This window comes from Sphingomonas sp. BL-S-25, assembly GCF_055521555.1.
The window spans coordinates 3,308,801-3,328,430 of record NZ_CM145486.1 but is presented as its reverse complement, the minus strand read 5'-3'; the positions used below and the strand labels follow the sequence as shown (position 1 = coordinate 3,328,430).

The following is a 19,630-nucleotide window of genomic DNA, read 5'->3' as shown; positions in this document are numbered from 1 at the left end:
GATTCGCGCATCGTGCGCGGGATGACGGGTTCAGCTGGTATAGGTGCCCGGGCCGTCCGAATCGTTCACCGACTGGCCGAAATTGGCGGTCTTGGTCATGCCGCGGATCGTGCCATGCTCGGTAAGAACCGGCTTGCGATACGGAGCCTTGGTCGCCGTAATCTTGGTCATTCACAATCCCCTGTTGCCGGTCTCGCCTCTGGGCTGCCCTTCAACAACTATCGTTAAGTCGTTTTACTTGCTCGATCAAGCGCCTCAAGCGCGCCAGACTGTCCCGCCCGGCCCCAGGTCCGCGCCCAGCCAGGCGGCAAGGCCGGCGGGGAGCATGACCTGCGACGAATAACGATGCGGCGGCAACGTCTCGAGCGAGGCCAGAATCGCGGCCAGCCGCAGCCGATCGACATAGCCGTCCAGCACATCAGCCTGCGCCAGCGGCTCCAGCCACGGCTCCAGCCCGCGCCGCGCCGCCTCCCAGCTGCCGTTGACGCCGAACACCGTCTTGGGACGCGCGACGATCTCGGGAGGCAACAGCCCCTGCGCGCGGCGGCGCAGAATCGCCTTGTCGAACTGCCACGGCATCGGCGGCACCCGCATCGCCGCCTCGATCAACCGAACGTCGAACATCGGCTGGCGCACGCGCAGCTTCAGGCCGGTCGATTCGGGATGCGCCGCGACCAGCAGCTCGGTCCAGAAGGGGTGGTTGGCCATCCCCTCGCGCGGATCGCCAAGCTGGCTGGCGCACAGGTCGCGCCACCGCTCTTCCATGTGTTCCTCGGCGATCAGGCCGGGATCGATCATTCCCGCGATCGGCCGTGTCCCGGAGGCGCGCAGCCGCGCCAGCACCGACTTGAACGGCGGGCGGCGGCGATGATGGTGCCAGAAGCGGATCGTCTCGCGCATCAATCGGGCATAGCGCCGCTGCCGCGCCAGCGTGACCCAGTGCGTCACGCCGCCACCGACGATCGCGTCGCCGCCCATGCCGAGCAGGAGCACGCGGATGTCGCGATCCACCAGTTCCTCGCCGACCAGGTGGAACGAGCTGGTCCGCAACTCCATCCGCGGCTCGGGCGGCGCGCGGAACACGCCGCGCGGCGGGTCGGTATAGATGCGCTCGACCGATACCGGGTTGAACGGGATACCGAGATGCTCGGCACAGCGCTGCGCCAGCGGCCGCTCGCGATCGGGCATCAGCCAGTCGCTGCCATAGGACCAGGCATGGATCTCGCTGCGCCCCGCCCCTTCGCGCTTGGCCGCCGCGGCGATCATCGTCGAATCCATGCCACCCGACAGGGTCGTGGCGACACGCGGGCTGCGCAGCCGGTCGCGCACGGCGGCATCGAACACCGCGCCGAACCCCTCGGTCAGATCGTCGGGTGACAGCCGTTCGGCCTCGGCAAAATCGGCCTCGGGCAGTTGCCAGTAACGGCGCAGGCGTATCGCGCCCTCCTCGACCGTCATGCAATGCGCGGGGGGCAGCCGACGGATCGCGCGGTAGCTGCCCTCGTCACGGTCCAGCGCATAGCCGAGCAGCAGATAGTCGCCGATCGCACGACGATTGAGCGACCGGTCGAGCCCCGGATGCGCCAGCAGAGCCGGCACCGCATTGGCGAACAGGAAGGTCTCACCGACCCGGGCATAATAGAAGGGAACCGACCCGAACTGGTCGCGCGCGCAGAATAGCCGCCGCGTGCGCGTATCCGAGATCGCGAAGGCGAAGTCGCCGATCAGCCGCTCGACGCACGCCTCGCCCCAGACGTGCCAGGCGTGGAGGATCAGGTGGCTGTCGGGCGCGTCCAGCCGTGCCTCGCGCCCCGCGGCGCGCAGTGCCTCGATCAGCGCCTCCCGTCCGTCGATGCGGGCGTCCGCCACAAGATGCACCGCGCCGTCGAAGCTGAGCGGCTGGCGGTCGGCGACTTCCTCCTCGGTCGTCGCCAGCAGCGCATGCGCCAGGAACACGCCCGCGCCCTGCCAGCTGTCGCGGCGATCGGGGCCCATGCGCGCAATAGCCGCCGCCATCTTCTGCGACAGCGCGGGGTCGATCGGCGCGCCACGCGCCGCGACAAGGCCGGTAAAGCCAGTCATGCGGTCAGATTGGACAGATGCCAGAGCGGGCGATAGTCGGAGGTGAGCGTCGGCGCCTCGTTGACCGCTCGCCCCTCCAGCTCGACCCAGGCATGGGCATCGAAGGGCTGCGCCACCCCCACGCCCAGCACCAGATCGGCCGCCACCCGGCGGCGGCGCAGCACGGCCGCCAACAACAGCGCGCGCGGCAGGCAGCGGGGGCCCGCCGGCATCGTCTCGCCCACCCGCGCGATCATCCGCGCCTGACGCTGCGCCAGTTCCACCGGTAGCACGCTGACCTCGCGCGCCCGCGGCAGCCGATCGGCCAGCGTCCAGGCGACGCGCGCCGCCCGGCGCAGGCCCAGCAGCCGGATCAGCAGCGCCGATCCCGCCAGCGCGACCGCGACCGGCGTGGCGCGCGCGGCATCGACCAGCGCGGCCATGAGGCGATCAGTAGGAGAGGGTCACGAGGCCGCGGGCATCGAGGTCCTCGACCAGTTCGACCAGGTCGGCGCGGATCGTCTCGACCGGGGCATCATATTCGCCGGCCAGCGTCTCCGCCGCCGCCGCGACGCTGCTCGCCTCGCCCAGCACTTCCCACATGCGCGTGCCGATCTCGTCCAGCCCATAATAGGTTTCGGTGTTCAGATTCAGCAGCGCCGAATTGCCCGTGACTTCCTGGAACAGGATATGTTCGGGCACTTCGATCCGCGCCGCCAGGATCGTTTCTTCCTCGACTGCCATTGATGCCCCCTTCGACAAGTGATTAAGGGAGCTATAGAAACTCGGCACCGGTCGGGCAACCGGCGCAGCGGAGGGGCAGGATGGATACAGGCATGGGACAGGAACCGGCGACCGCGGGCGACCGGCTGGACCTGTGCATGGTCATCCCGCCGTTCGACCAGATCAAGATTCCACTGCTGGGCCCGGCGCTGCTGGCGGCGGCAGTTCGCCAGCGCGGCATCGGCGTGCGTACCGTCTTCGGCAGCATCATGCTGGCGGCGCGCGTCGGCTATGAACCGTACAAGGGCGTCGCGCGCTACTATCTCGATTCGATCATCGGCGAACGGGTGTTCCGCGACCAGGCCTGGCCGGCGGACATGGTCCCCACGCTGCCGCCCCTGCCCCCGATCCACGGCAAGGCCGCCGAGATCGTCGACCATATCCTGCCCCAGGTCGCGCCGTTCATGGACGAGTTCCTGGCGGCGGTGCTAGTGTACCGCCCGCGGATCGTCGCCATCGCCAACACCTTCGAACAGGTCATGGCGAGTGCCGCGATCGCCCGCCGGGTGAAGGAAGCCGCGCCTGACACGCTGGTGGTGATGGGCGGCGCCAACATCGCGATGCCGATGGGCGCTGCCTATGCCTCGGTCTTTCCCTGGGTCGATCATTTCTTCGCCGGCGAGGCGGACAGCGAATTCCCCGACTTCTGCGAACGCTATCTGCGCACCGGCGAGCGGCCCGAGGCGCGGGTGATCGAATGCGGGCCGAACGACAATATCGGCGAGATGCCGGTGCCCGAATTCGACGATTTCCTGACCGCGCTGGAGGCGGAGAAGGCGGCGGGCCGGCTGCCGCCGCATTTGCCCGAGGGGCTGCCGCTGGAAAGCTCGCGCGGCTGCTGGTGGGGCATGAAGAACCACTGCACCTTTTGCGGCCTGAACGGCACCGGCATGGATTTCCGCACCAAGGCGCCCGACCGGATGCTGGACGAGATCCGCGAGCTGATCGACCGCTACGACCCGCCCTATCTCTCGTTCACCGACAACATCATGCCGCTGTCCTATTTCAAGACGGTGCTGCCCGAACTGGCCAGCTGGGAGAAGAAGCCCGGCCTGTTCTACGAGGTGAAGGCGAACCTCAAATACGACCAGCTCGAGCTGATGGCGCGCGCCGGGCTGGTGCAGATCCAGCCGGGCATCGAATCGCTGTCGACCAATGTCCTCAAGCTGATGCGCAAGGGCATTTCGGGCATTCAGAATCTCAGCCTGCTGCGCGATGCGACCTCGCTCGACCTCTATGTCCTGTGGAACCTGCTCTACGGCTTCCCGGGCGAGGAAGTGTCCGACTATGCGCCGCTCGCCGACCTGTTCGCGCGGATCGAGCATTTCCGCCCGCCCGGCTATTGCGTTCCGATCGTCATCGACCGGTTCAGCCCGCACCACGGTGACCCCGAAGGCTTCGGCATCGGCTCGTACAAGCCCTATGACGGCTTCGCCGCGCTGTTCCCCGACGGATCGCCGCTGATGGAGCTCGGCTATCATTTCGTCGGCCAGCACAGCACCGCCTTCATGTCCGACGGCGAGTCGCTGGAACGGCTGCACGATGCCTATGACCGCTGGACCGAGGCCTGGACCCGGCGCCCGCCGATCGTCTCGGCGCTGGCGATGGGGCCTGGCGCGCCGGTGGTGATCGCCGACACCCGCCGCATCGCCAAGGCGCGGATGACCCCGCTGACGCCCGACCAGGACGCGGCGCTGCGCTATTTCGAAACGCCGCGGAAGGTCGGCCAGGCCGATCCCGACCGGGCGACCCACCTGCCCACGCTGCTCGAACGCGACTTCATCGTCGAGCATGAGGGCTTCCACATCAGCATCGTGACGCGACCGCCGGCCAATGCGGCGCGACGTACGAACAGCAACTGGGTTCCGGTCGCGGCATGAGCAGCGAGGAGAAGGTCCAGCCGCGCGTGGGCTGCGGCGCGGCCATCCTGCGCGACGGGCAGTTGCTGCTGGTCCGCCGCCTGCGCCCGCCCGAGGCGGACCATTGGGGCCTGCCGGGCGGCAAGGTCGATCCGTTCGAAACGGTGCCCGAAGCGGTCGAACGCGAGATTGCCGAGGAACTCGGCATCACGATCCGCGCCGACCGGCTGCTGTGCGTGGTCGACCTGATCGACCGTCAGGCGGGCTTCCACTGGGTGTCGCCAGTGTACCGCGTCGACACGTTTGAGGGTGAGCCAAGGGTTCTCGAGCCGCAGGCACTCGGCGGCATGGGCTGGTTCGCCCTCGACGCCCTGCCCCAGCCGCTCACCGCCTCGGTGCGCGCCGCGGCGGCGGCGATCGGCGAAACATAAGCCAGATCAGCATCGTGACGCGGCCGCCGGCCAACATGGCCCGGCGCGCCAACAGCAAATGGGTTCCGGTCGCGGCATGAGCAGCGAGGAGCAAGTCCAGCCCCGCGTCGGCTGCGGCGCGGCCATCCTGCGCGACGGGCAGTTGCTGCTGGTCCGCCGCCTGCGCCCGCCCGAGGCGGACCATTGGGGCCTGCCGGGCGGCAAGGTCGATCCGTTCGAAACGGTGCCCGAAGCGGTCGAACGCGAGATTGCCGAGGAACTCGGCATCACGATCCGCGCCGACCGGCTGCTGTGCGTGGTCGACCTGATCGACCGTCAGGCGGGCTTCCACTGGGTGTCGCCAGTGTACCGCGTCGACACGTTCGAGGGTGAGCCAAGGGTTCTCGAGCTGCAGGCACTCGGCGGCATGGGCTGGTTCGCCCTCGACGCCCTGCCCCAGCCGCTCACCGCCTCGGTGCGCGCCGCGGCGGCGGCGATCGGCGAAACATAAGCCAGTCGATACAGGCGAGCGAAGCGAAAGCGTCTTGTGGACCGTCTATTACTGCGGCGGTGCGGGTTCGACACTGATTGCGATTAGCACCATGTCAGAACCACAGTAATTCTCGATCCGCTGTCCCAACGTGCTGTCGCTGAAGTACGCATCAGCCCTCATCAGTCTTCCGATTACCCGTACCCGTTTCCCCTCAAACCGACGCGCTGCAGAACGGAAGTCAGCAACCCGGGCGAAAGTGCCGCTCGTACAGGTCTGATCCAGTGTCCGGCCAATATCCTCCTTACGAGGATACAACAGAAATTCACCTCTGAAACTGATCCAGCCGATCAGCGCATCTCCAGTATAGGGTGTTGATGCGGGTGAATGTCGGGCACCTGCGCAACCGCAGAACAGGAGCGCCGACCCCAGTATAATTGCGAGTTTCTTCACCGACATATGACCCCCATTCCCACAGCCACATCACCGCCTCCGCGATTCAGCAAGATCTTGAACGCAGCCGGGTTGAAGCGCTCACCCCAGACTCCATCGAGCAATTCGATATCTAGTTGGAGACCTGGCCGAACGACCCATACGCCAACGCTTGATATTCCATAATTGGGGATCCCAAGCCGCTTTGGCGTAACTCCGTCTCTTGTTCCAGGATACGGAAAATGCTGGCTGCCTGCCCCCGCGCGATCTTGATGGGTATGGATTACAGCATCGTAGCCGGGATCGGGCGCCCGAGCGGGGACATATTCGTCATACTCCGTTCTATCGGGACATCGGCGAGTACCCACAAATTTTGTCGGAACATGGTCGAAACGACCATCTGGATAGTGGAAGAACATTTGCTCAGTAGGCCGATTATATCGGAGCCTAACGCCTGCAAGTTGGCCGGCACAGCTTCCATTTACAACATCTACATCCAAGCGCGTCCGAGCCATGGCAATGCCTACGATAGAATAAATGATTCTTATCAAACGCCTAAATCGTAACTCCGCTCCACAATTACTCGGTATTGGATTAATAACTTTTCTTGGCGTTGATGATCGGTGACCGTATCTCGGACAAGGATGCGCGACCTGATGATTGAACGCAAAGTCGAAACCCGCATTCCCATTTGCGCGACTCAATCAACCCGACCTGTGAGTTTTCACCATACTTTGATCAGGCGCAACGGGTTGATCCCGCGCTGTCGAGACTGGGCAGGAATCACCTGCCCAGCCGGTCGATCAGCCAGTGCGCGACCAGGGCGTCGAGCGCGGGCGACATGAAGCTGGTCTTGCCGTCCTTGTCCGGGCGGCCCAGCCCGTGATCGGCGCCCGGTACACCGACCACCAGCGCGTCGGGATTGTCCCGCAACAGGTTCTGCGCATCGATCAGGTGGGCTGCGGGCGCCAGGATCGGGTCGTCCGAGCCGAGCACGATCAGGATCGGGACGCGGATCTTGGCCAGCGCCTCGCCGGTGCCGGCCTGGTACATCGACAGCAGCAGCGGCGTGTCGATCACCGCGATCGCGCCCTGCGCCTGCTCGGGCGCAAACCCGCCGCCGACGAATGCCGCGACCAGCTTCTCGCGCAGCGCCGCCACCTCGGCGTCCGGTGCCCCACGGGCGCGGGCGTCCATCCACTGCGCGGCCGCGCCGGCGATGGCATCGATCGCGGGGGGCGCCATGCCGCCGCGCGACAGGCTGGCGCGCAGCCCGTCGATGAACATCTTGCCCTTCGGCCCGACCGGTCCGGACAGCATCACCACCCCGGCGATCTTAGGATCGCGCAGCGCGATCTCGGGCGCGGCGGCGGCGCCGTGGCTCATCCCCATCAGCATGATCCGGTCGCCATCGACCTCGGGCCGGCCGCGCAGCCAGGCGATCGCCGCCTCGGCATCGCGCTCGGTCAGCGGCAGCCGCTCGTCATAGCTGCCGGTCGACTGGCCGAGCCCGCGCTTGTCATAGATCAGCACGCCCACCCCTGCGGCGAGCAGCCGGTTGCGGATCCCGTCGAAGCCGCCGCGGGTCCAGCGACCATGCCCCTGCAGCACGACCATCACTGGCACCCGCGACGTGCCGCGCTGCGGCGGCAATTCTAGCGTGCCCGCGATGGTCACGCCGGGCTCCGACCGGAAACTGGCCTCGACCGCGACCCGGTCGGGCGAGCGGGCGTTCGCGACCGGGACGCCAAGCATGATCGAGAGGAGCGCCAGAAGCCGCAGTGCCATACCGGTCATCATCACCCTCCCCGAGCCATTTGCCCGAGGATCGCCGATCGACTGACCCCACGTCAATCGCCACGCACATCCTGTACGACCGTAAAACAAGGGGGCCGGGGCTTTCGCCCCGCCCCCCTTTGGTCGCCCAGAACTTTCCTGCGCTCAGCCGAGCGTGCGTTCGACCAGCGCCTTGAGGTCCGCTTCGGGACGGGCGCCATAATGCTGGATGATTTCGGCCGCGCAGATCGCGCCCAGGCGCAGCGACGCCTCGACGTCGAGACCCTTGGCCTGGCCGTGGAGGAAGCCCGCGGCGAACAGGTCGCCGGCACCGGTGGTGTCGACGACCTTCTCGATCGGCTCGGCCGGAACCGCGAAGCGCTCGCCGCCGGCTAGCGCGATCGCGCCCTGTTCCGAACGGGTCACGACCAGCAGCGGCACCTTGCCCGAGATCGACGCGATCGCATCCTCGAAGTCGCCGCAGTCGCACAATGCGAGCAGCTCGCTCTCGTTGGCGAAGAGGATGTCGATCAGCCCGTGGGCGATCAGCTGGCGGAAGTCGTCGCCGTGGCGCGAGATGCAGAACACGTCGGACAGGGTGAAGGCGACCTTGCGGCCCGCCTCGCGAGCGACGTCGATCGCCTTGCGCATCGCGGCGCGCGGCTCTTCGGGATCCCACAGATAGCCTTCGAGATACAGGATCGCGCCCGAACGGATCAGGTCGAGATCGAGCGCCGATGCCGGCAGGAACTGCGACGCGCCCAGGAAGGTGTTCATCGTGCGCTGGCCGTCCGGCGTCACGAAGATCAGGCAGCGCGCGGTGGTCGGCTCGCCCGAGCGGACCGCGGTGCCGAACTCGACGCCCGCCGCCCGGATGTCGTGCGCGAACACCTGGCCCAGCTGGTCGTCGGCGACCTGGCCGATAAAGCCGGCCTTGCCGCCCATCGCGGCGATGCCGGCGACGGTGTTGGCGGCCGAGCCGCCCGAGATTTCGCGGCCCGGGCCCATCTTGGCATAGAGCGCGTCTGCGTCGGCGGGCGAGAAGACCAGCTGCATCGAGCCCTTGGTCATGCCCTCGGCGACGATGAACTCGTCATCGGCCTGGGAGAGGATGTCGACGATGGCATTGCCGATCGCGACGACGTCATAGGTGGGCTGGCTCACGGAAGCTCCAAATCAGTTGCGTCGCCCCACTAGGGACAGGCAAAGGGAATCGCAATGATCCACGCCCTGGTCCTTTCCTTCGGACAATTGCTCGATCCCCGGGTCGTCCGCGTGTTTCTCAAGTCGATCGCGCTGACGCTGGTGCTGTTCGCGCTGCTGGGGGTCGGACTGTGGTGGGGGCTGCACGCGGCCGCGGAGCGCTGGGGCAGCTGGCTGGCGACCAGCACGGTCACCGCGGCGCTGGCCGATGTGCTGGCGGTGCTGATCCTGGTGTTCGCCTGGTGGCTGGCGTTTCGCGCGATCGCCATCGCGGTGATCGGGATCTTCGCCGACGAAGTGGTCGAGGCGGTCGAAGCGAAACACTATCCCGCCGCCCATGCCAGCGCGCGCGCGGTGCCGCTGGGCCGATCGGTGGCGATGGGCGTGCGGTCGATCCTGCGCCTGATCGGCATCAACCTGCTGCTCATGCCGCTCTATATCCTGTTGCTGGTGACCGGGGTGGGCACCGCGATCGCCTTCTTCCTGGTCAATAGCTGGCTGCTGGGGCGAGACCTGGGCGACATGGTCGCCGCGCGCCATGTGCCGTACGACCAGCTGCCGGCCTGGCGCAGCCGCACGCGCACCCGTCGCTTCGCGCTGGGCGCGGTGGGAACCGGCGTCATGCTGGTGCCGTTGCTCAACCTGATTGGACCGATCCTGGGCGCCGCGATGGCGACCCATGCCTATCATCTGGGGAAGAATGCATGAAAGCGAGCCTGCGCCTGTTCACCGCGGTGCTGACGCTGGCGGCACTGTCCGCCTGCGTCCCCGCGTCCGACAAGCCGGTCCGCGTCGCCCGCCCCGGTCCGCCGCCCCCGCCCCCACCGCCCAGCGCCATGGCCGCCGGGCTAGGCAAGGTGATGGGCCAGACCGGGCCGCGGCTGATCGCGACACTCGGCAAGCCGAGCATCGACTTTACCGAAGGCACCGGGCGCAAGCTGCAGTTCGCCGGCCCGATCTGCGTCCTCGACGCCTATCTCTATCCCCGCGGCCGCGGCGAGCCCGTGGTCACTCATGTCGACGCCCGCCAGCGCGACGGCAAGCCGATCGACCAGGCGAGCTGCGTGGCGGCTTTGTCGAAGCGGTAGAGGCAGGGGTCGGCTTGCGGTCGCTTCCCTGCGGGCGGGGGGCCTAGCCCGAGCGCAGCAACCCCACCGCCGCGTCGCGTTCGAACAGATACAGCGCCACCCGCGCTGCCTGGCCGCGCTCGCCCTTCAGGCCGCCGTCGCGGTCGATCAGAAGCCGCGCGTCGCCATGCGCCGAGGCGATCAGTTCCGCCATCATCTCGGGCGTCGCCAGGCGGAACTGCATCTCGCCCGACTGGCGCGTGCCGAGCAGTTCGCCCGCGCCGCGCAGGCGCAGATCCTCCTCGGCGATGCGGAAGCCGTCATTGCTCTCGCGCATCAGCGCCAGCCGCGCACGCGACGTCTCACTCAGCGTATTGCCGCGCAGCAGGACGCAGACCGACCGCCCCCCGCCCCGCCCGACGCGGCCGCGCAGCTGGTGGAGCTGGGCGAGGCCGAACCGGTCGGCATGCTCGATCACGATCAGCGTCGCATTGGGCACGTCGACGCCGACCTCGATCACCGTCGTCGCGACGAGCACGCCGAGTTCGCCCGACGAGAAGCGCGCCATCACCGCGTCCTTTTCCGGCCCCTTCATCCGGCCATGGACCAGCCCGACCCGGTCGCCGAAGCGCTGGCGCAGCGTCTCCGCCCGCGCCTCCGCGGCGGCCATGTCGCTCTTCTCGCTCTCCTCGACCAGAGGGCAGACCCAATAGGCCTGACCGCCGTTCGACAAATGCCGCGCCAACCCGTCGACCACCTCCCCCAGCCGGTCCTCGGAAATGACGCGCGTCTCGATCGGCTGGCGGCCGGGCGGCATCTCGTCGAGCCGGCTGACGTCCATCTCGCCATAATTGGCCAGTGTCAGCGTGCGCGGGATCGGCGTCGCGGTCATCACCAGCAGGTGCGGCGGCTGGTCCGCCTTGGCCTGGAGCATCATCCGCTGGGCAACGCCGAAGCGATGCTGTTCGTCGACGACAACCAGGCCGAGATCGCGGTAGCTGACCGCATCCTGGAAGATCGCATGGGTGCCGATCAGGATGTCGATCGACCCGTCGGCAAGGCCCATCAGCGTCGCCTCGCGCGCCTTGCCCTTGTCGCGGCCGGTCAGGATCGCGACGTTGACGCCGATGCCCGTCAGCAGCCGGCTGAGCGTCTCGTAATGCTGGCGCGCCAGGATCTCGGTCGGCGCCAGCAGCGCGCCCTGCGCCCCCGATTCGACCGCGATCAGCAGCGCCATCACCGCCACCAAAGTCTTGCCCGCGCCGACATCGCCCTGAAGCAGGCGGAGCATCGGCCGTTGCTGTTCCATGTCGCCCTCGATCTCGCGGATCGTGCGCGACTGGGCGCCGGTCGGGGCATAGGGAAGCTTGAGCGCGTCGCGCAGCCGGCCGTCGCCCTTCAGCGGCCGGCCGCGCTTCGCCCGGGCCTCGCCCCGGACCAGCAGCAGGGCCAGCTGGGTCGCGAACACCTCGTCATAGGCAAGTCGCTCGCGCGCCTTGGCATCGGCCGGGTCCGCATGGATCCGCTCCAGCGCGGCGCGCCAGTCGGGCCAGTCGTGCCGCGCCTTCAGGCTCGGTTCGATCCATTCGGGCAGTTCGGGCGCACGCTGAATCGCCTGCTCGGCGAAATTGGCCAGTCGGCGCGAGGTGATCCCTTCGGAACAGGGATAGATCGCCTCGCGCATCGCCAGCCCCTCCGCCTCTTCGGGCGGCAGGGCATGGTCGGGGTGGACGATCTGCAGTTCCTGGCCATAGGTCTCGAGCTTGCCCGAGACCCAGCGCGGCTCGTTCAGCGGCAACAGCTTCTTCACCCAGCCCGATCCGCCGCCGAAATAGACCAGGGTCACGTAATTGCCGTGCGCGTCGACCGCATGGACCCGCGCCGGCGCCCGCGCACTGCCGCCCATCTTGTAGCTGACCGGGGTCAGTCGGATCGCGATGACCCGCCCGGCATCGGCCGCCATCAGCTCGTCGCGCGGCAGCCGGTCGACCCAGCCGGTCGGCAGGTGGAAGGCGACATCGACCACCCGCGCCAGGCCCAGCCGGTCGAGCGGCTTGGCAAGCTGGGGACCGATGCCCTTCAGCGAGGTGACTTCGGCAAACAGGGGATTGAGGAGATCGGGCCGCATCGTCCCGACAGGTAGGCGAAGCGGGGCCCTTGCGAAAGCCGGCTGCACTGGCGTTTCGCCTTCTGTTCCCCTATCTGCACCGGTGAACCCAGCCGACCGCGCCCCGATGCGCCGCCGGCCAATCGTCGTTGAGGACCATGGACCGCGAAACCCGCCTGAAACGTCTCCGCTTCCGCGCCTGGCACCGCGGCGTGAAGGAAGCCGACCTGATGATCGGCGGCTTTTTCGACGCGCATCACGCCGGGTGGAACGATGCCGAGATCGACCTGTTCGAGACGCTGCTGGAGGAACAGGATGTCGACATCATGGCCTGGGCAATGGGCACCCAGCCCGTCCCGCCGGAATATCAGGGCGCGATCATGCAGGCGCTGAAGACGCTGAACTACGTGCCGATTGCGGAGTGATTTTTCCTCCCCCGGATGCTGCGCATCGCGGTCCCCCTCCCCCGGAGCCGCAGGCTCCTGGGGAGGAGATGAAGGCGAAATCCGCCCCCCTCATCGAGGCGTGAAGAAAGACCCAGATGCCCGACCTGAAGACGATCCTCTCCGCCTCCACCCCGCTGACCCTGGCGGGTGCGCCTGCCGGGTTCGTGCCCTGGATGCTGGCGGATCTCGCGCGCGCCGGGGGCACTGCCGTCCTCATCGCGTCGGACGAGGCGGCGATGCGCGCCGTGGCGTCGACGGCGCCCTTCTTCGCGCCCGAGCTCGAGGTCGTCACCTATCCGGCCTGGGACTGCCTGCCCTATGACCGCGCCAGCCCGACGCTGCGCGTCATGTCCGAGCGGCTGGCGGCGCTCCAGGCGCTGCAGATCAGGGCAAAGGGTCCGCGGCTGCTGGTCACCACGGTCAACGCCGCGACGCAGCGCGCGCTCACCCGGTTCCGCATCCGCCAGCTCGTCGCCCGGCTCGCGCCCGGCGAACGCATCTCGCTCGACAAGCTGGCGACGCTGCTCACCGGCAACGGCTATATCCGGGTCGACACGGTCAACGATCATGGCGAGTTCGCGGTGCGCGGCGGGCTGGTCGACCTGTTCCCCTCGGGCGCCGAACAGGCGCTGCGGCTCGACTTTTTCGGCGACGAGATCGAGAGCGTCCGCACCTTCGATCCCGCCGACCAGCGCACCACCGGCCGGGTCGACGGCTTCACCCTGCTGCCCGCCAGCGAGGCGCTGCTCGACGAAGAGACGATCAAGCGCTTCCGCACCCGCTATCGCGAGAAGTTCGGCGCCACCGCGACCGGCGATCCGCTGTACCAGGCGATCAGCGACGGGCGCCGGCTGGCGGGCATGGAACATTGGCTGCCGCTGTTCGAGGAGCGGCTGGAGACGCTGTTCGACCATCTGCCCGACGACGCGGTGATCGTCGCCGAGTCGGGCGTCCCCGCCGCCGCCGAACAGCGGTTTGAGGGTATCGCCGATTATCAGGCCAATCGCCTGCGCGCCCAGTCGAGCGACCCGGGCAGCTATCGCCCGCTCGATCCCGACGCGCTGTACCTCACGCCGGCGCAGTGGGCCGCCGCCCAGGCCGACGCCGCGGTCCATACCGCCACCGCCTTCCACGAGCCCGAGTCGAAGACCGTGCTCGATTTCCAGGTCGACGGCCCGCGCGATTTCACGCCCGAGAGGACCGCCGGCACCAATGTCTATGAGGCGGTGGTCGATCACCTCGCCCGGCTGCGCAAGGACAAGCGCGCGCCGGTCCTCGCCAGCTATTCGAACGGCGCGCGCGACCGGTTGAAGGGGCTGCTGGAAGATCACGGCCTGATCGGCGCACGGCCGGCGGACAGCTGGCAAGAGGCGCTGGGCATTGCCGACAAGGGCATCGCGCTGATCGTGCTGCCGCTCGACCATGGCTTCACCGCGCCCGACGTCGCGGTGCTGACCGAACAGGACATGCTCGGCGATCGGCTGATCCGCCGGTCGAAGCGGCGCAAGAATACCGACGCCTTCCTCCAGGAACTGGCGACGCTGTCGCCCGGCGACCTGGTCGTCCATGTCGATCACGGCATCGGGCGGTACGAGGGGCTGACGCAGATCCCGGTGCAGAAGGCGCCGCACGATTGCGTCGCGCTGACCTATTCGGGCGGCGACAAGCTCTACGTTCCGGTCGAGAATCTCGAAGTCCTCAGCCGCTACGGCTCGGGCGAGGAAGGCGCGTCGCTCGACAAACTGGGCGGAGAGGCGTGGCAGCGGCGCAAGTCGCGGATGAAGGAGCGGATCCGCGAGATTGCGGGCGAGCTGATCGCGACCGCCGCCAAGCGCGCGCTGCGTCCCGCCGAAGTCGCCGAGCCCGATCATGGCGGCTATCCCGCCTTCGTCGATCGCTTCCCCTATGAGGAAACCGACGATCAGGATCGCGCGATCGGCGACGTGCTCGGCGATCTCGCCGCCGGCCGGCCGATGGACCGGCTGGTGGTCGGCGATGTCGGCTTCGGCAAGACCGAGGTCGCGCTGCGCGCGGCCTTCGTCGCGGCAATGGCGGGGATGCAGGTCGCGGTGGTGTGTCCCACCACCCTGCTCGCGCGCCAGCATTACCAGAATTTCAAGGCGCGCTTCGAAGGCTTCCCGATCGAGATCGGCCGCCTGTCGCGCCTCGTTCCCGCCGCCGAAGCGAAGGCGACCAGGGAGGGCCTGGCAAGCGGCCAGATCGACGTGATCGTCGGCACCCATGCCGTCCTGTCGAAGAGCATCGAGTTCAAGCGACTGGGCCTGGTCGTCGTCGACGAGGAACAGCGGTTCGGCGTGACGCACAAGGAGCGGCTGAAGGCGCTGAAGGCCGATGTCCATGTGCTGACGCTGACCGCCACGCCGATCCCGCGCACGCTGCAGATGGCGATGTCGGGGCTGCGCGAGCTGTCGGTGATCCAGACCCCGCCGGTCGATCGCCTGGCGGTACGGACCTATGTCATGCCCTGGGATCCGGTGGTGCTGCGCGAGGCGCTGCTGCGCGAACATTATCGCGGCGGACAGACCTATTTCGTCACCCCGCGCATCGCCGACCTCCCCGAGATCGAGGAATTCCTGAGCAAGGAAGTCCCCGAGGTCCGCTATGTCGTCGCGCACGGCCAGATGGCCCCGACCGAGGTCGAGGAGCGCATGTCCGCCTTCTACGACAAGAAGTTCGAGGTGCTGGTCTCGACCACCATCGTCGAGAGCGGGCTCGACATCCCCAGCGCCAACACGATGATCGTCAACCGCGCCGACAAGTTCGGCCTGGCACAGCTCTATCAGCTGCGCGGCCGGGTCGGCCGGGCCAAGACGCGCGCCTATGCCTATATGACCACCCCGGCGCAGCGGCTGATGACCGAGGCTGCCGACAAGAGGCTGAAGGTGCTGTCGGATCTCGAATCGCTGGGGGCGGGCTTCCAGCTGGCCAGCCACGATCTCGACATTCGCGGCGCCGGCAACATGCTGGGCGACGAGCAGTCCGGGCACATCAAGGAAGTCGGCTTCGAACTCTACCAGTCGATGCTGGAGGAAGCGATCCTCGACGCACGCGCCGGCGGCCTGCGCGACGAGCGGCCGCGCGACCTGAGCCCGCAGATCACCGTCGATGCGCCGATCATGATCCCCGAGGATTATGTCCCCGATCTCGACCTGCGCATGGGCCTGTATCGCCGCCTGAACGAGGTGGAGGACAAGGCCGGGATCGAGAGCTTCGCGGTCGAGCTGATCGACCGGTTCGGCAAGCTGCCCGAGGCGACCGACAATCTGATCCAGCTGATGGAGGCCAAGCTGAACGCCAAGGCCGCCTGCATCGCCAAGCTGGACGTCGGGCCGAAGGGCGCGCTGGTCAGCTTCCACAACGACAAGTTCCCCAATATCGAGGGGCTGCTGGCCTATGTCGACAAGCTGGACGGTACCGCACGGCTGCGCCCCGACATGAAGCTGGTCATTACCCGCGCCTGGGCAACGCCCAAGGCGCGGCTGAACGGCGCGCTGCAGCTGTCGCGCGGACTGGCGCGGGCGGCGGGATAACGGAGTGCGACCCGTGAGGATTGCGGCGGCGCCATAGCGGGTTTAGGAAACACGGTATGGAAGTGGCAAGTCTGGAGCGGCGGCGCCGCCTCATGGATATGCTCGGCCAGCTGGCGCAGGTCGACTCGATCGATGCGCTGGTGATGGCGCTTCGCGGGTCGGCGCGCGCGATGGGCAATGCCGACGGGATCACCGTCGTGCGCCGCGTCGGCAATCGCGTGGCCTATGTCGCCGAGGACGCAGCCTCGCCTTTATGGACCGGACACGACTTTCCCATCGAGAGCTGTATTTCCGGTATCGCGATGACCGAGAATCGCCCGATCATCATCGGCGACATCTACGCCGACGATCGCGTGCCGATCGAGGCCTATCGCTCGACTTTCGTGAAGAGCATGGCGATGTTCCCGATCGGCGTCGGCGAGCCGCGCATGGCGATGGGCGCCTATTGGTCCAGTGCCGGGCCGATCGATCCCGAGGCGATCGCATTGCTGGGCAATCTGGCCCGCGCCGCCAGCCCGGTGTTCGACCGCGTCGAGCGCAACCAGATGGGCGCGGCCGGCTGATCCGCCGGGTCGATCGCGTTCAGCGGACCGGTGCGTCCAGTTCGGCTTCCTGCTCCTCGGCCAGTTCCTCGGCGGTGAAGCTTTCGCGCGTCATCACGAAGCCGCCGCTATTGTAGCGGTCGATCTGCCAGCGCCCGCTCACTTCGGTCCCATCGCCGTCGATCATGCCCGAATAGAATACGGCGTGGTCGAAGCCGCCGCTGCCGTCATATTGCTTGACGAAGCCCACCGCCGCGCCATCGCGCGTGCCTGAAACAGACGCCCGCCGGATGTCGACGATGCCATTGGGGTCCCGCTCGCTGACGCTGCCATCGACCGCACCGCCCTGCTCGTTCAGCAACGCGATGAAGCCGTTGTCCTCGTACGTCCCGGTGTAGCGGCCGTACCAGACACCGGTCAGGTCGCGCTTGTCGCTCACGAGCTGTGGTCCGCGACGATCCGCCAGTCGCTGCCCTCGCGGCGGAACACGAGGCTGGTCATGCCGGTCAGCTTCTTGCCCGCGCCGTCGACCAGCGTCCACCGCGCGATCAGCAGCGCATGGTCGCTGCCCAGCATCCGGAAGTCGTCGAAGCTGAAGGACAGGCGGCTTGCCTTTGCCCCGCGCTTTGGCCCGAACTGGTCGACATAGCTCGCCAGATAGCGCTTGCGCACATCCGCCTTGCCGCGGGCGATTCCCTTTTCGGTAGTGAAGCTGGTTGCCGGATCGTCCGAATAGATCGCCAGGAACCGGTCGATATCGCCGGCGTCCCATCCCGCCGCGCTGTCCGCCATCGCGATCTCGATCGCGGCGCGAGGCCCAAGCGCACCCTGCTGTGCCGCAGCCGGCATCGCCAGCATCAGCGCAATCATCCAGACCAGCCAGCGAGCCATTCCGATTTCCTTCCCCCTGTCACGCATTGGCAGCACCCCCGACCAGCCGCACCAGCGCCTGGCTGTCGATCGGCCCCGAGCAAAGATAGCCCTGGAAATACTGGCAGCCTTCCTTCGCCAGCAGATCGAGCTGCTCCGCTGTTTCCACCCCTTCGGCGATCACGCTGAGCCCCAGCGAGCGCGCCATGTCGATCACGCCGCGCACCACGATCCGGTCGCGTGCCGTGCCGGCGATGTCCAGGCTCAACCGCTTGTCGATCTTGAGATAGTCGAGCGGGAGCGCCTTGAGATAGGCGAGGCTCGAATAGCCGGTGCCGAAATCGTCGATCGCGACCCGGCAGCCGGCGGTGCGCAGCCGCGACAGCAAGCGCGACGCCTCGCCCAGATCGGCCATGATCCCGCTCTCGGTGATCTCGATCGTCAGCCGCGCGGGCGGGAATCCGCTCATGTCGACGCGGCCCAGCAGCGCATCGGCAAAGCCGGGTCGCGCGAGATCGGAAGCGCTGACATTGATCGACAACCGGGTGCGCGACAGGTTGAGCGGCCAGCGCGCGGCTTCATCCAGCGCGCTGCGCTGCAGATGGTCGCTGACCGCGCTGGTCAGTCCCGCATGCTCGGCGGCGGCGAACAGCTGCTCGGCACCCACCTCGCCCAGCTCGCGGCTGCGCCAGCGCGCCAGCGCCTCGACGCCAACGATCGCGCCCGTGGCGATCGATACTTGCGGCTGGAACAGCACGCCGATCTCGCTGCGGTCGATCGCCCGGCGCAGCGCGGCGGCCAGCTCGTCGAGCGGCTGTCCGGCCAGCACATGCGAGGCGCCGCCATCGACCAAGGTCTCGCTGGCGCGCCGCAGCAGACGGGCGGCGGTATCGCCCTCGCCGCTGGCGGCATGGGCCATCCGCGTGCCCAGCGCCAGGAATGCGCCATCGACCACGAACGGGCGGGCAAGCGCGGCCTCGATCCGGCGCGCAGCCGCGTCCAGTCGGTCGGCATCGGCGTCGTCGCTGGCGACGAGGAATTCCGCGCCGCCCAGTCGTGCGACGACGACATTGCGGCCCAGCATTTCGCGCGCGACGTCCGACAGGCGGCGCGAGACCGCGCGCAGCACCGCGTCGCCCGCCGCGCGCCCATAGGCAGTGTTCACCGTCTCGAACCGGGTCAACCCGATCAGCAGGACCGCAACCGATCCGCCTTCGGCCAGCCGGCGGTCGATCCAGCGCCGCGCGCCGGGGCCGTCGCGCGTCCCGCTCAGCGCCTCGCGCACCACCACCCCGGCATCGGGAAGTTCGCCCAGCCGCTCGACCAGCCCGCTCAGCCGACCGGTTACGGGATCGCGCTGGAGGTGCTGGACCACCCGGCTCCCGTCCTTGAGGGCATGGGCGAAGGCAGTGCTGGGCGTCGCGGCGTCAAGCCGGCGCAGCGCCGCCCGGCCGAGCGCGCGGTCGCGCGGGTCAATCATCCGCAGCAGCGCGCGCAGCCGCGGAGTCTCCTCCACCCCAAGCAGCGCGGCCAGCGCCGGCGTCAGCAGCAGCGAGCGCCGGTCGCCATCCTGCTGCCAGCCCAGCAGCTCGGCCGCTTCGCCGGTACCGCCGACTCCGCCGGCCAGCCGCTCGACATGGCGCAGCGCAAAGCGGATCGCCTGGGAAATCGCCGCGGTCGACATCGGGCTGCTGAGGAAATGAGTCGCGCCGGCGTCGTAGAACTGGCGCATATGGACGGTGTCGCTCTGCGACACGAGGATCAGCATCGCCGCGCCATTGGTCTCGACGACATGGCCCAGCGCCTTGGCCGCGATGAGGCCGTCGCTCAGCGCGCCGCGCGCGTCGATCACCGCCACCGCAGCGCCGCTGGTCAGGAACCGGCTCTCCACCCCTTCGGCACGCCGGGCGGCGACGATCCGCCAGCCGACACCGGCCGCGGCGGCCGCGAGCTCGTCCCGCTGATTGAACGAGAGCACGAATACAGGTGCATCGGCGGGGGGAGTCGCGGGATCGATATCGTTCACACGGGGC

The 19,630-nt window shown here is 68.1% G+C and carries 18 protein-coding genes; 8 read left to right on the top strand and 10 right to left on the bottom strand.

Going from position 1 to position 19,630, the window contains the following annotated elements; all coding sequences use genetic code 11:
- Positions 1-30: 30 nt before the first annotated feature.
- The 4 genes from ACZ1H8_RS16070 to ACZ1H8_RS16055 form a co-directional block, all read right to left on the bottom strand.
- The gene (locus ACZ1H8_RS16070; RefSeq protein WP_181402239.1) at positions 31-171 is read right to left on the bottom strand and encodes a hypothetical protein; all 141 of its coding nucleotides are present in this window, start codon (positions 169-171) and stop codon (positions 31-33) included.
- An 84-nt stretch (positions 172-255) separates the two neighbouring features.
- Positions 256-2,082, bottom strand: coding sequence for an asparagine synthetase B family protein (locus ACZ1H8_RS16065; RefSeq protein ID WP_465178186.1), 1,827 nt, complete (start codon positions 2,080-2,082; stop codon positions 256-258).
- Complete coding sequence (locus ACZ1H8_RS16060; RefSeq protein WP_465178185.1) at positions 2,079-2,504, bottom strand: lasso peptide biosynthesis B2 protein; 426 nt, start codon at positions 2,502-2,504, stop codon at positions 2,079-2,081. The genes ACZ1H8_RS16065 and ACZ1H8_RS16060 overlap by 4 nt, the downstream gene beginning before the upstream one ends.
- Positions 2,505-2,511: 7 nt before the next feature.
- The gene (locus ACZ1H8_RS16055; RefSeq protein WP_465178184.1) at positions 2,512-2,805 is read right to left on the bottom strand and encodes a PqqD family protein; all 294 of its coding nucleotides are present in this window, start codon (positions 2,803-2,805) and stop codon (positions 2,512-2,514) included.
- 92 nt (positions 2,806-2,897) lie between these two features.
- Here ACZ1H8_RS16055 and ACZ1H8_RS16050 point away from each other — a divergent pair, with 92 nt between their 5' ends.
- From ACZ1H8_RS16050 to ACZ1H8_RS16040, 3 genes are read left to right on the top strand one after another with little or no spacing between them, the layout of a single operon-like run.
- Complete coding sequence (locus tag ACZ1H8_RS16050) at positions 2,898-4,724, top strand: RiPP maturation radical SAM C-methyltransferase (RefSeq protein ID WP_465178183.1); 1,827 nt, start codon at positions 2,898-2,900, stop codon at positions 4,722-4,724.
- Positions 4,721-5,134 carry an NUDIX hydrolase gene (locus ACZ1H8_RS16045; protein ID WP_465178182.1) on the top strand — a complete coding sequence of 138 codons (414 nt, stop codon included), beginning with the start codon at positions 4,721-4,723 and terminating at the stop codon, positions 5,132-5,134. The genes ACZ1H8_RS16050 and ACZ1H8_RS16045 overlap by 4 nt, the downstream gene beginning before the upstream one ends.
- A gap of 58 nt (positions 5,135-5,192) precedes the next feature.
- On the top strand, positions 5,193-5,624 hold the full coding sequence (locus ACZ1H8_RS16040; RefSeq protein ID WP_465178181.1) for an NUDIX hydrolase: 432 nt from the start codon (positions 5,193-5,195) through the stop codon (positions 5,622-5,624).
- A 1,194-nt stretch (positions 5,625-6,818) separates the two neighbouring features.
- Here ACZ1H8_RS16040 and ACZ1H8_RS16035 read toward each other — a convergent pair.
- Together ACZ1H8_RS16035 and ACZ1H8_RS16030 are read right to left on the bottom strand one after the other, a co-directional pair.
- Positions 6,819-7,835: an alpha/beta hydrolase family protein gene (locus tag ACZ1H8_RS16035; protein WP_465178180.1), complete on the bottom strand. Its 1,017-nt coding sequence runs from the start codon at positions 7,833-7,835 to the stop codon at positions 6,819-6,821.
- Positions 7,836-7,976: 141 nt separating this feature from the next.
- The gene (locus ACZ1H8_RS16030; protein ID WP_465178179.1) at positions 7,977-8,975 is read right to left on the bottom strand and encodes an adenosine kinase; all 999 of its coding nucleotides are present in this window, start codon (positions 8,973-8,975) and stop codon (positions 7,977-7,979) included.
- 54 nt (positions 8,976-9,029) lie between these two features.
- Here ACZ1H8_RS16030 and ACZ1H8_RS16025 point away from each other — a divergent pair, with 54 nt between their 5' ends.
- Both ACZ1H8_RS16025 and ACZ1H8_RS16020 read left to right on the top strand, forming a co-directional pair.
- The gene (locus tag ACZ1H8_RS16025) at positions 9,030-9,722 is read left to right on the top strand and encodes an EI24 domain-containing protein (RefSeq protein ID WP_465178178.1); all 693 of its coding nucleotides are present in this window, start codon (positions 9,030-9,032) and stop codon (positions 9,720-9,722) included.
- A complete protein-coding gene (locus ACZ1H8_RS16020; RefSeq protein ID WP_465178177.1) occupies positions 9,719-10,102 on the top strand; it encodes a hypothetical protein in 384 nt (127 codons plus the stop codon). Before ACZ1H8_RS16025 ends, ACZ1H8_RS16020 begins: the two co-directional genes overlap by 4 nt.
- A gap of 43 nt (positions 10,103-10,145) precedes the next feature.
- Here the strand turns inward: ACZ1H8_RS16020 and recG are convergent, their stop codons facing one another.
- Complete coding sequence (gene recG / locus ACZ1H8_RS16015; protein WP_465178176.1) at positions 10,146-12,209, bottom strand: ATP-dependent DNA helicase RecG; 2,064 nt, start codon at positions 12,207-12,209, stop codon at positions 10,146-10,148.
- Between the two features lie 137 nt (positions 12,210-12,346).
- Between recG and ACZ1H8_RS16010 the strand changes: the two genes are divergently transcribed.
- The 3 genes from ACZ1H8_RS16010 (at position 12,347) to ACZ1H8_RS16000 (ending at position 16,748) form a co-directional block, all read left to right on the top strand.
- Positions 12,347-12,613, top strand: coding sequence for an FAD assembly factor SdhE (locus ACZ1H8_RS16010; protein ID WP_110151995.1), 267 nt, complete (start codon positions 12,347-12,349; stop codon positions 12,611-12,613).
- A gap of 116 nt (positions 12,614-12,729) precedes the next feature.
- Positions 12,730-16,185 (top strand): transcription-repair coupling factor, encoded by a 3,456-nt coding sequence (gene mfd / locus ACZ1H8_RS16005; RefSeq protein WP_465178175.1) that lies wholly within the window; start codon positions 12,730-12,732, stop codon positions 16,183-16,185.
- Positions 16,186-16,277: 92 nt separating this feature from the next.
- Positions 16,278-16,748 (top strand): GAF domain-containing protein, encoded by a 471-nt coding sequence (locus tag ACZ1H8_RS16000; RefSeq protein WP_465178174.1) that lies wholly within the window; start codon positions 16,278-16,280, stop codon positions 16,746-16,748.
- 19 nt (positions 16,749-16,767) lie between these two features.
- Here the strand turns inward: ACZ1H8_RS16000 and ACZ1H8_RS15995 are convergent, their stop codons facing one another.
- The 3 genes from ACZ1H8_RS15995 to ACZ1H8_RS15985 are packed head-to-tail and all read right to left on the bottom strand — an operon-like array spanning position 16,768 to position 19,575.
- On the bottom strand, positions 16,768-17,166 hold the full coding sequence (locus ACZ1H8_RS15995; protein ID WP_465178173.1) for a hypothetical protein: 399 nt from the start codon (positions 17,164-17,166) through the stop codon (positions 16,768-16,770).
- Complete coding sequence (locus tag ACZ1H8_RS15990; RefSeq protein WP_465178172.1) at positions 17,163-17,618, bottom strand: YybH family protein; 456 nt, start codon at positions 17,616-17,618, stop codon at positions 17,163-17,165. Before ACZ1H8_RS15990 ends, ACZ1H8_RS15995 begins: the two co-directional genes overlap by 4 nt.
- A gap of 19 nt (positions 17,619-17,637) precedes the next feature.
- Positions 17,638-19,575, bottom strand: a complete 1,938-nt coding sequence (locus tag ACZ1H8_RS15985; RefSeq protein ID WP_465178171.1) for a putative bifunctional diguanylate cyclase/phosphodiesterase — start codon at positions 19,573-19,575, stop codon at positions 17,638-17,640.
- Positions 19,576-19,630: the final 55 nt, after the last annotated feature.

Bases quoted from the DNA above. Each gene is read 5' to 3' on its own strand.
- ACZ1H8_RS16060 (WP_465178185.1), bottom strand. From the start codon at position 2,504: ATGGCCGCGCTGGTCGATGCCGCGCGCGCCACGCCGGTCGCGGTCGCG.
- ACZ1H8_RS15990 (WP_465178172.1), bottom strand. From the start codon at position 17,618: ATGGCTCGCTGGCTGGTCTGGATGATTGCGCTGATGCTGGCGATGCCG.
- ACZ1H8_RS16045 (WP_465178182.1), top strand. From the start codon at position 4,721: ATGAGCAGCGAGGAGAAGGTCCAGCCGCGCGTGGGCTGCGGCGCGGCC.
- mfd (WP_465178175.1), top strand. From the start codon at position 12,730: ATGCCCGACCTGAAGACGATCCTCTCCGCCTCCACCCCGCTGACCCTG.
- ACZ1H8_RS16020 (WP_465178177.1), top strand. From the start codon at position 9,719: ATGAAAGCGAGCCTGCGCCTGTTCACCGCGGTGCTGACGCTGGCGGCA.
- ACZ1H8_RS16010 (WP_110151995.1), top strand. From the start codon at position 12,347: ATGGACCGCGAAACCCGCCTGAAACGTCTCCGCTTCCGCGCCTGGCAC.
- ACZ1H8_RS16050 (WP_465178183.1), top strand. From the start codon at position 2,898: ATGGGACAGGAACCGGCGACCGCGGGCGACCGGCTGGACCTGTGCATG.
- ACZ1H8_RS16025 (WP_465178178.1), top strand. From the start codon at position 9,030: ATGATCCACGCCCTGGTCCTTTCCTTCGGACAATTGCTCGATCCCCGG.
- ACZ1H8_RS16065 (WP_465178186.1), bottom strand. From the start codon at position 2,082: ATGACTGGCTTTACCGGCCTTGTCGCGGCGCGTGGCGCGCCGATCGAC.
- ACZ1H8_RS16035 (WP_465178180.1), bottom strand. From the start codon at position 7,835: ATGATGACCGGTATGGCACTGCGGCTTCTGGCGCTCCTCTCGATCATG.
- ACZ1H8_RS16070 (WP_181402239.1), bottom strand. From the start codon at position 171: ATGACCAAGATTACGGCGACCAAGGCTCCGTATCGCAAGCCGGTTCTT.
- ACZ1H8_RS16055 (WP_465178184.1), bottom strand. From the start codon at position 2,805: ATGGCAGTCGAGGAAGAAACGATCCTGGCGGCGCGGATCGAAGTGCCC.
- recG (WP_465178176.1), bottom strand. From the start codon at position 12,209: ATGCGGCCCGATCTCCTCAATCCCCTGTTTGCCGAAGTCACCTCGCTG.
- ACZ1H8_RS16040 (WP_465178181.1), top strand. From the start codon at position 5,193: ATGGGTTCCGGTCGCGGCATGAGCAGCGAGGAGCAAGTCCAGCCCCGC.
- ACZ1H8_RS16000 (WP_465178174.1), top strand. From the start codon at position 16,278: ATGGATATGCTCGGCCAGCTGGCGCAGGTCGACTCGATCGATGCGCTG.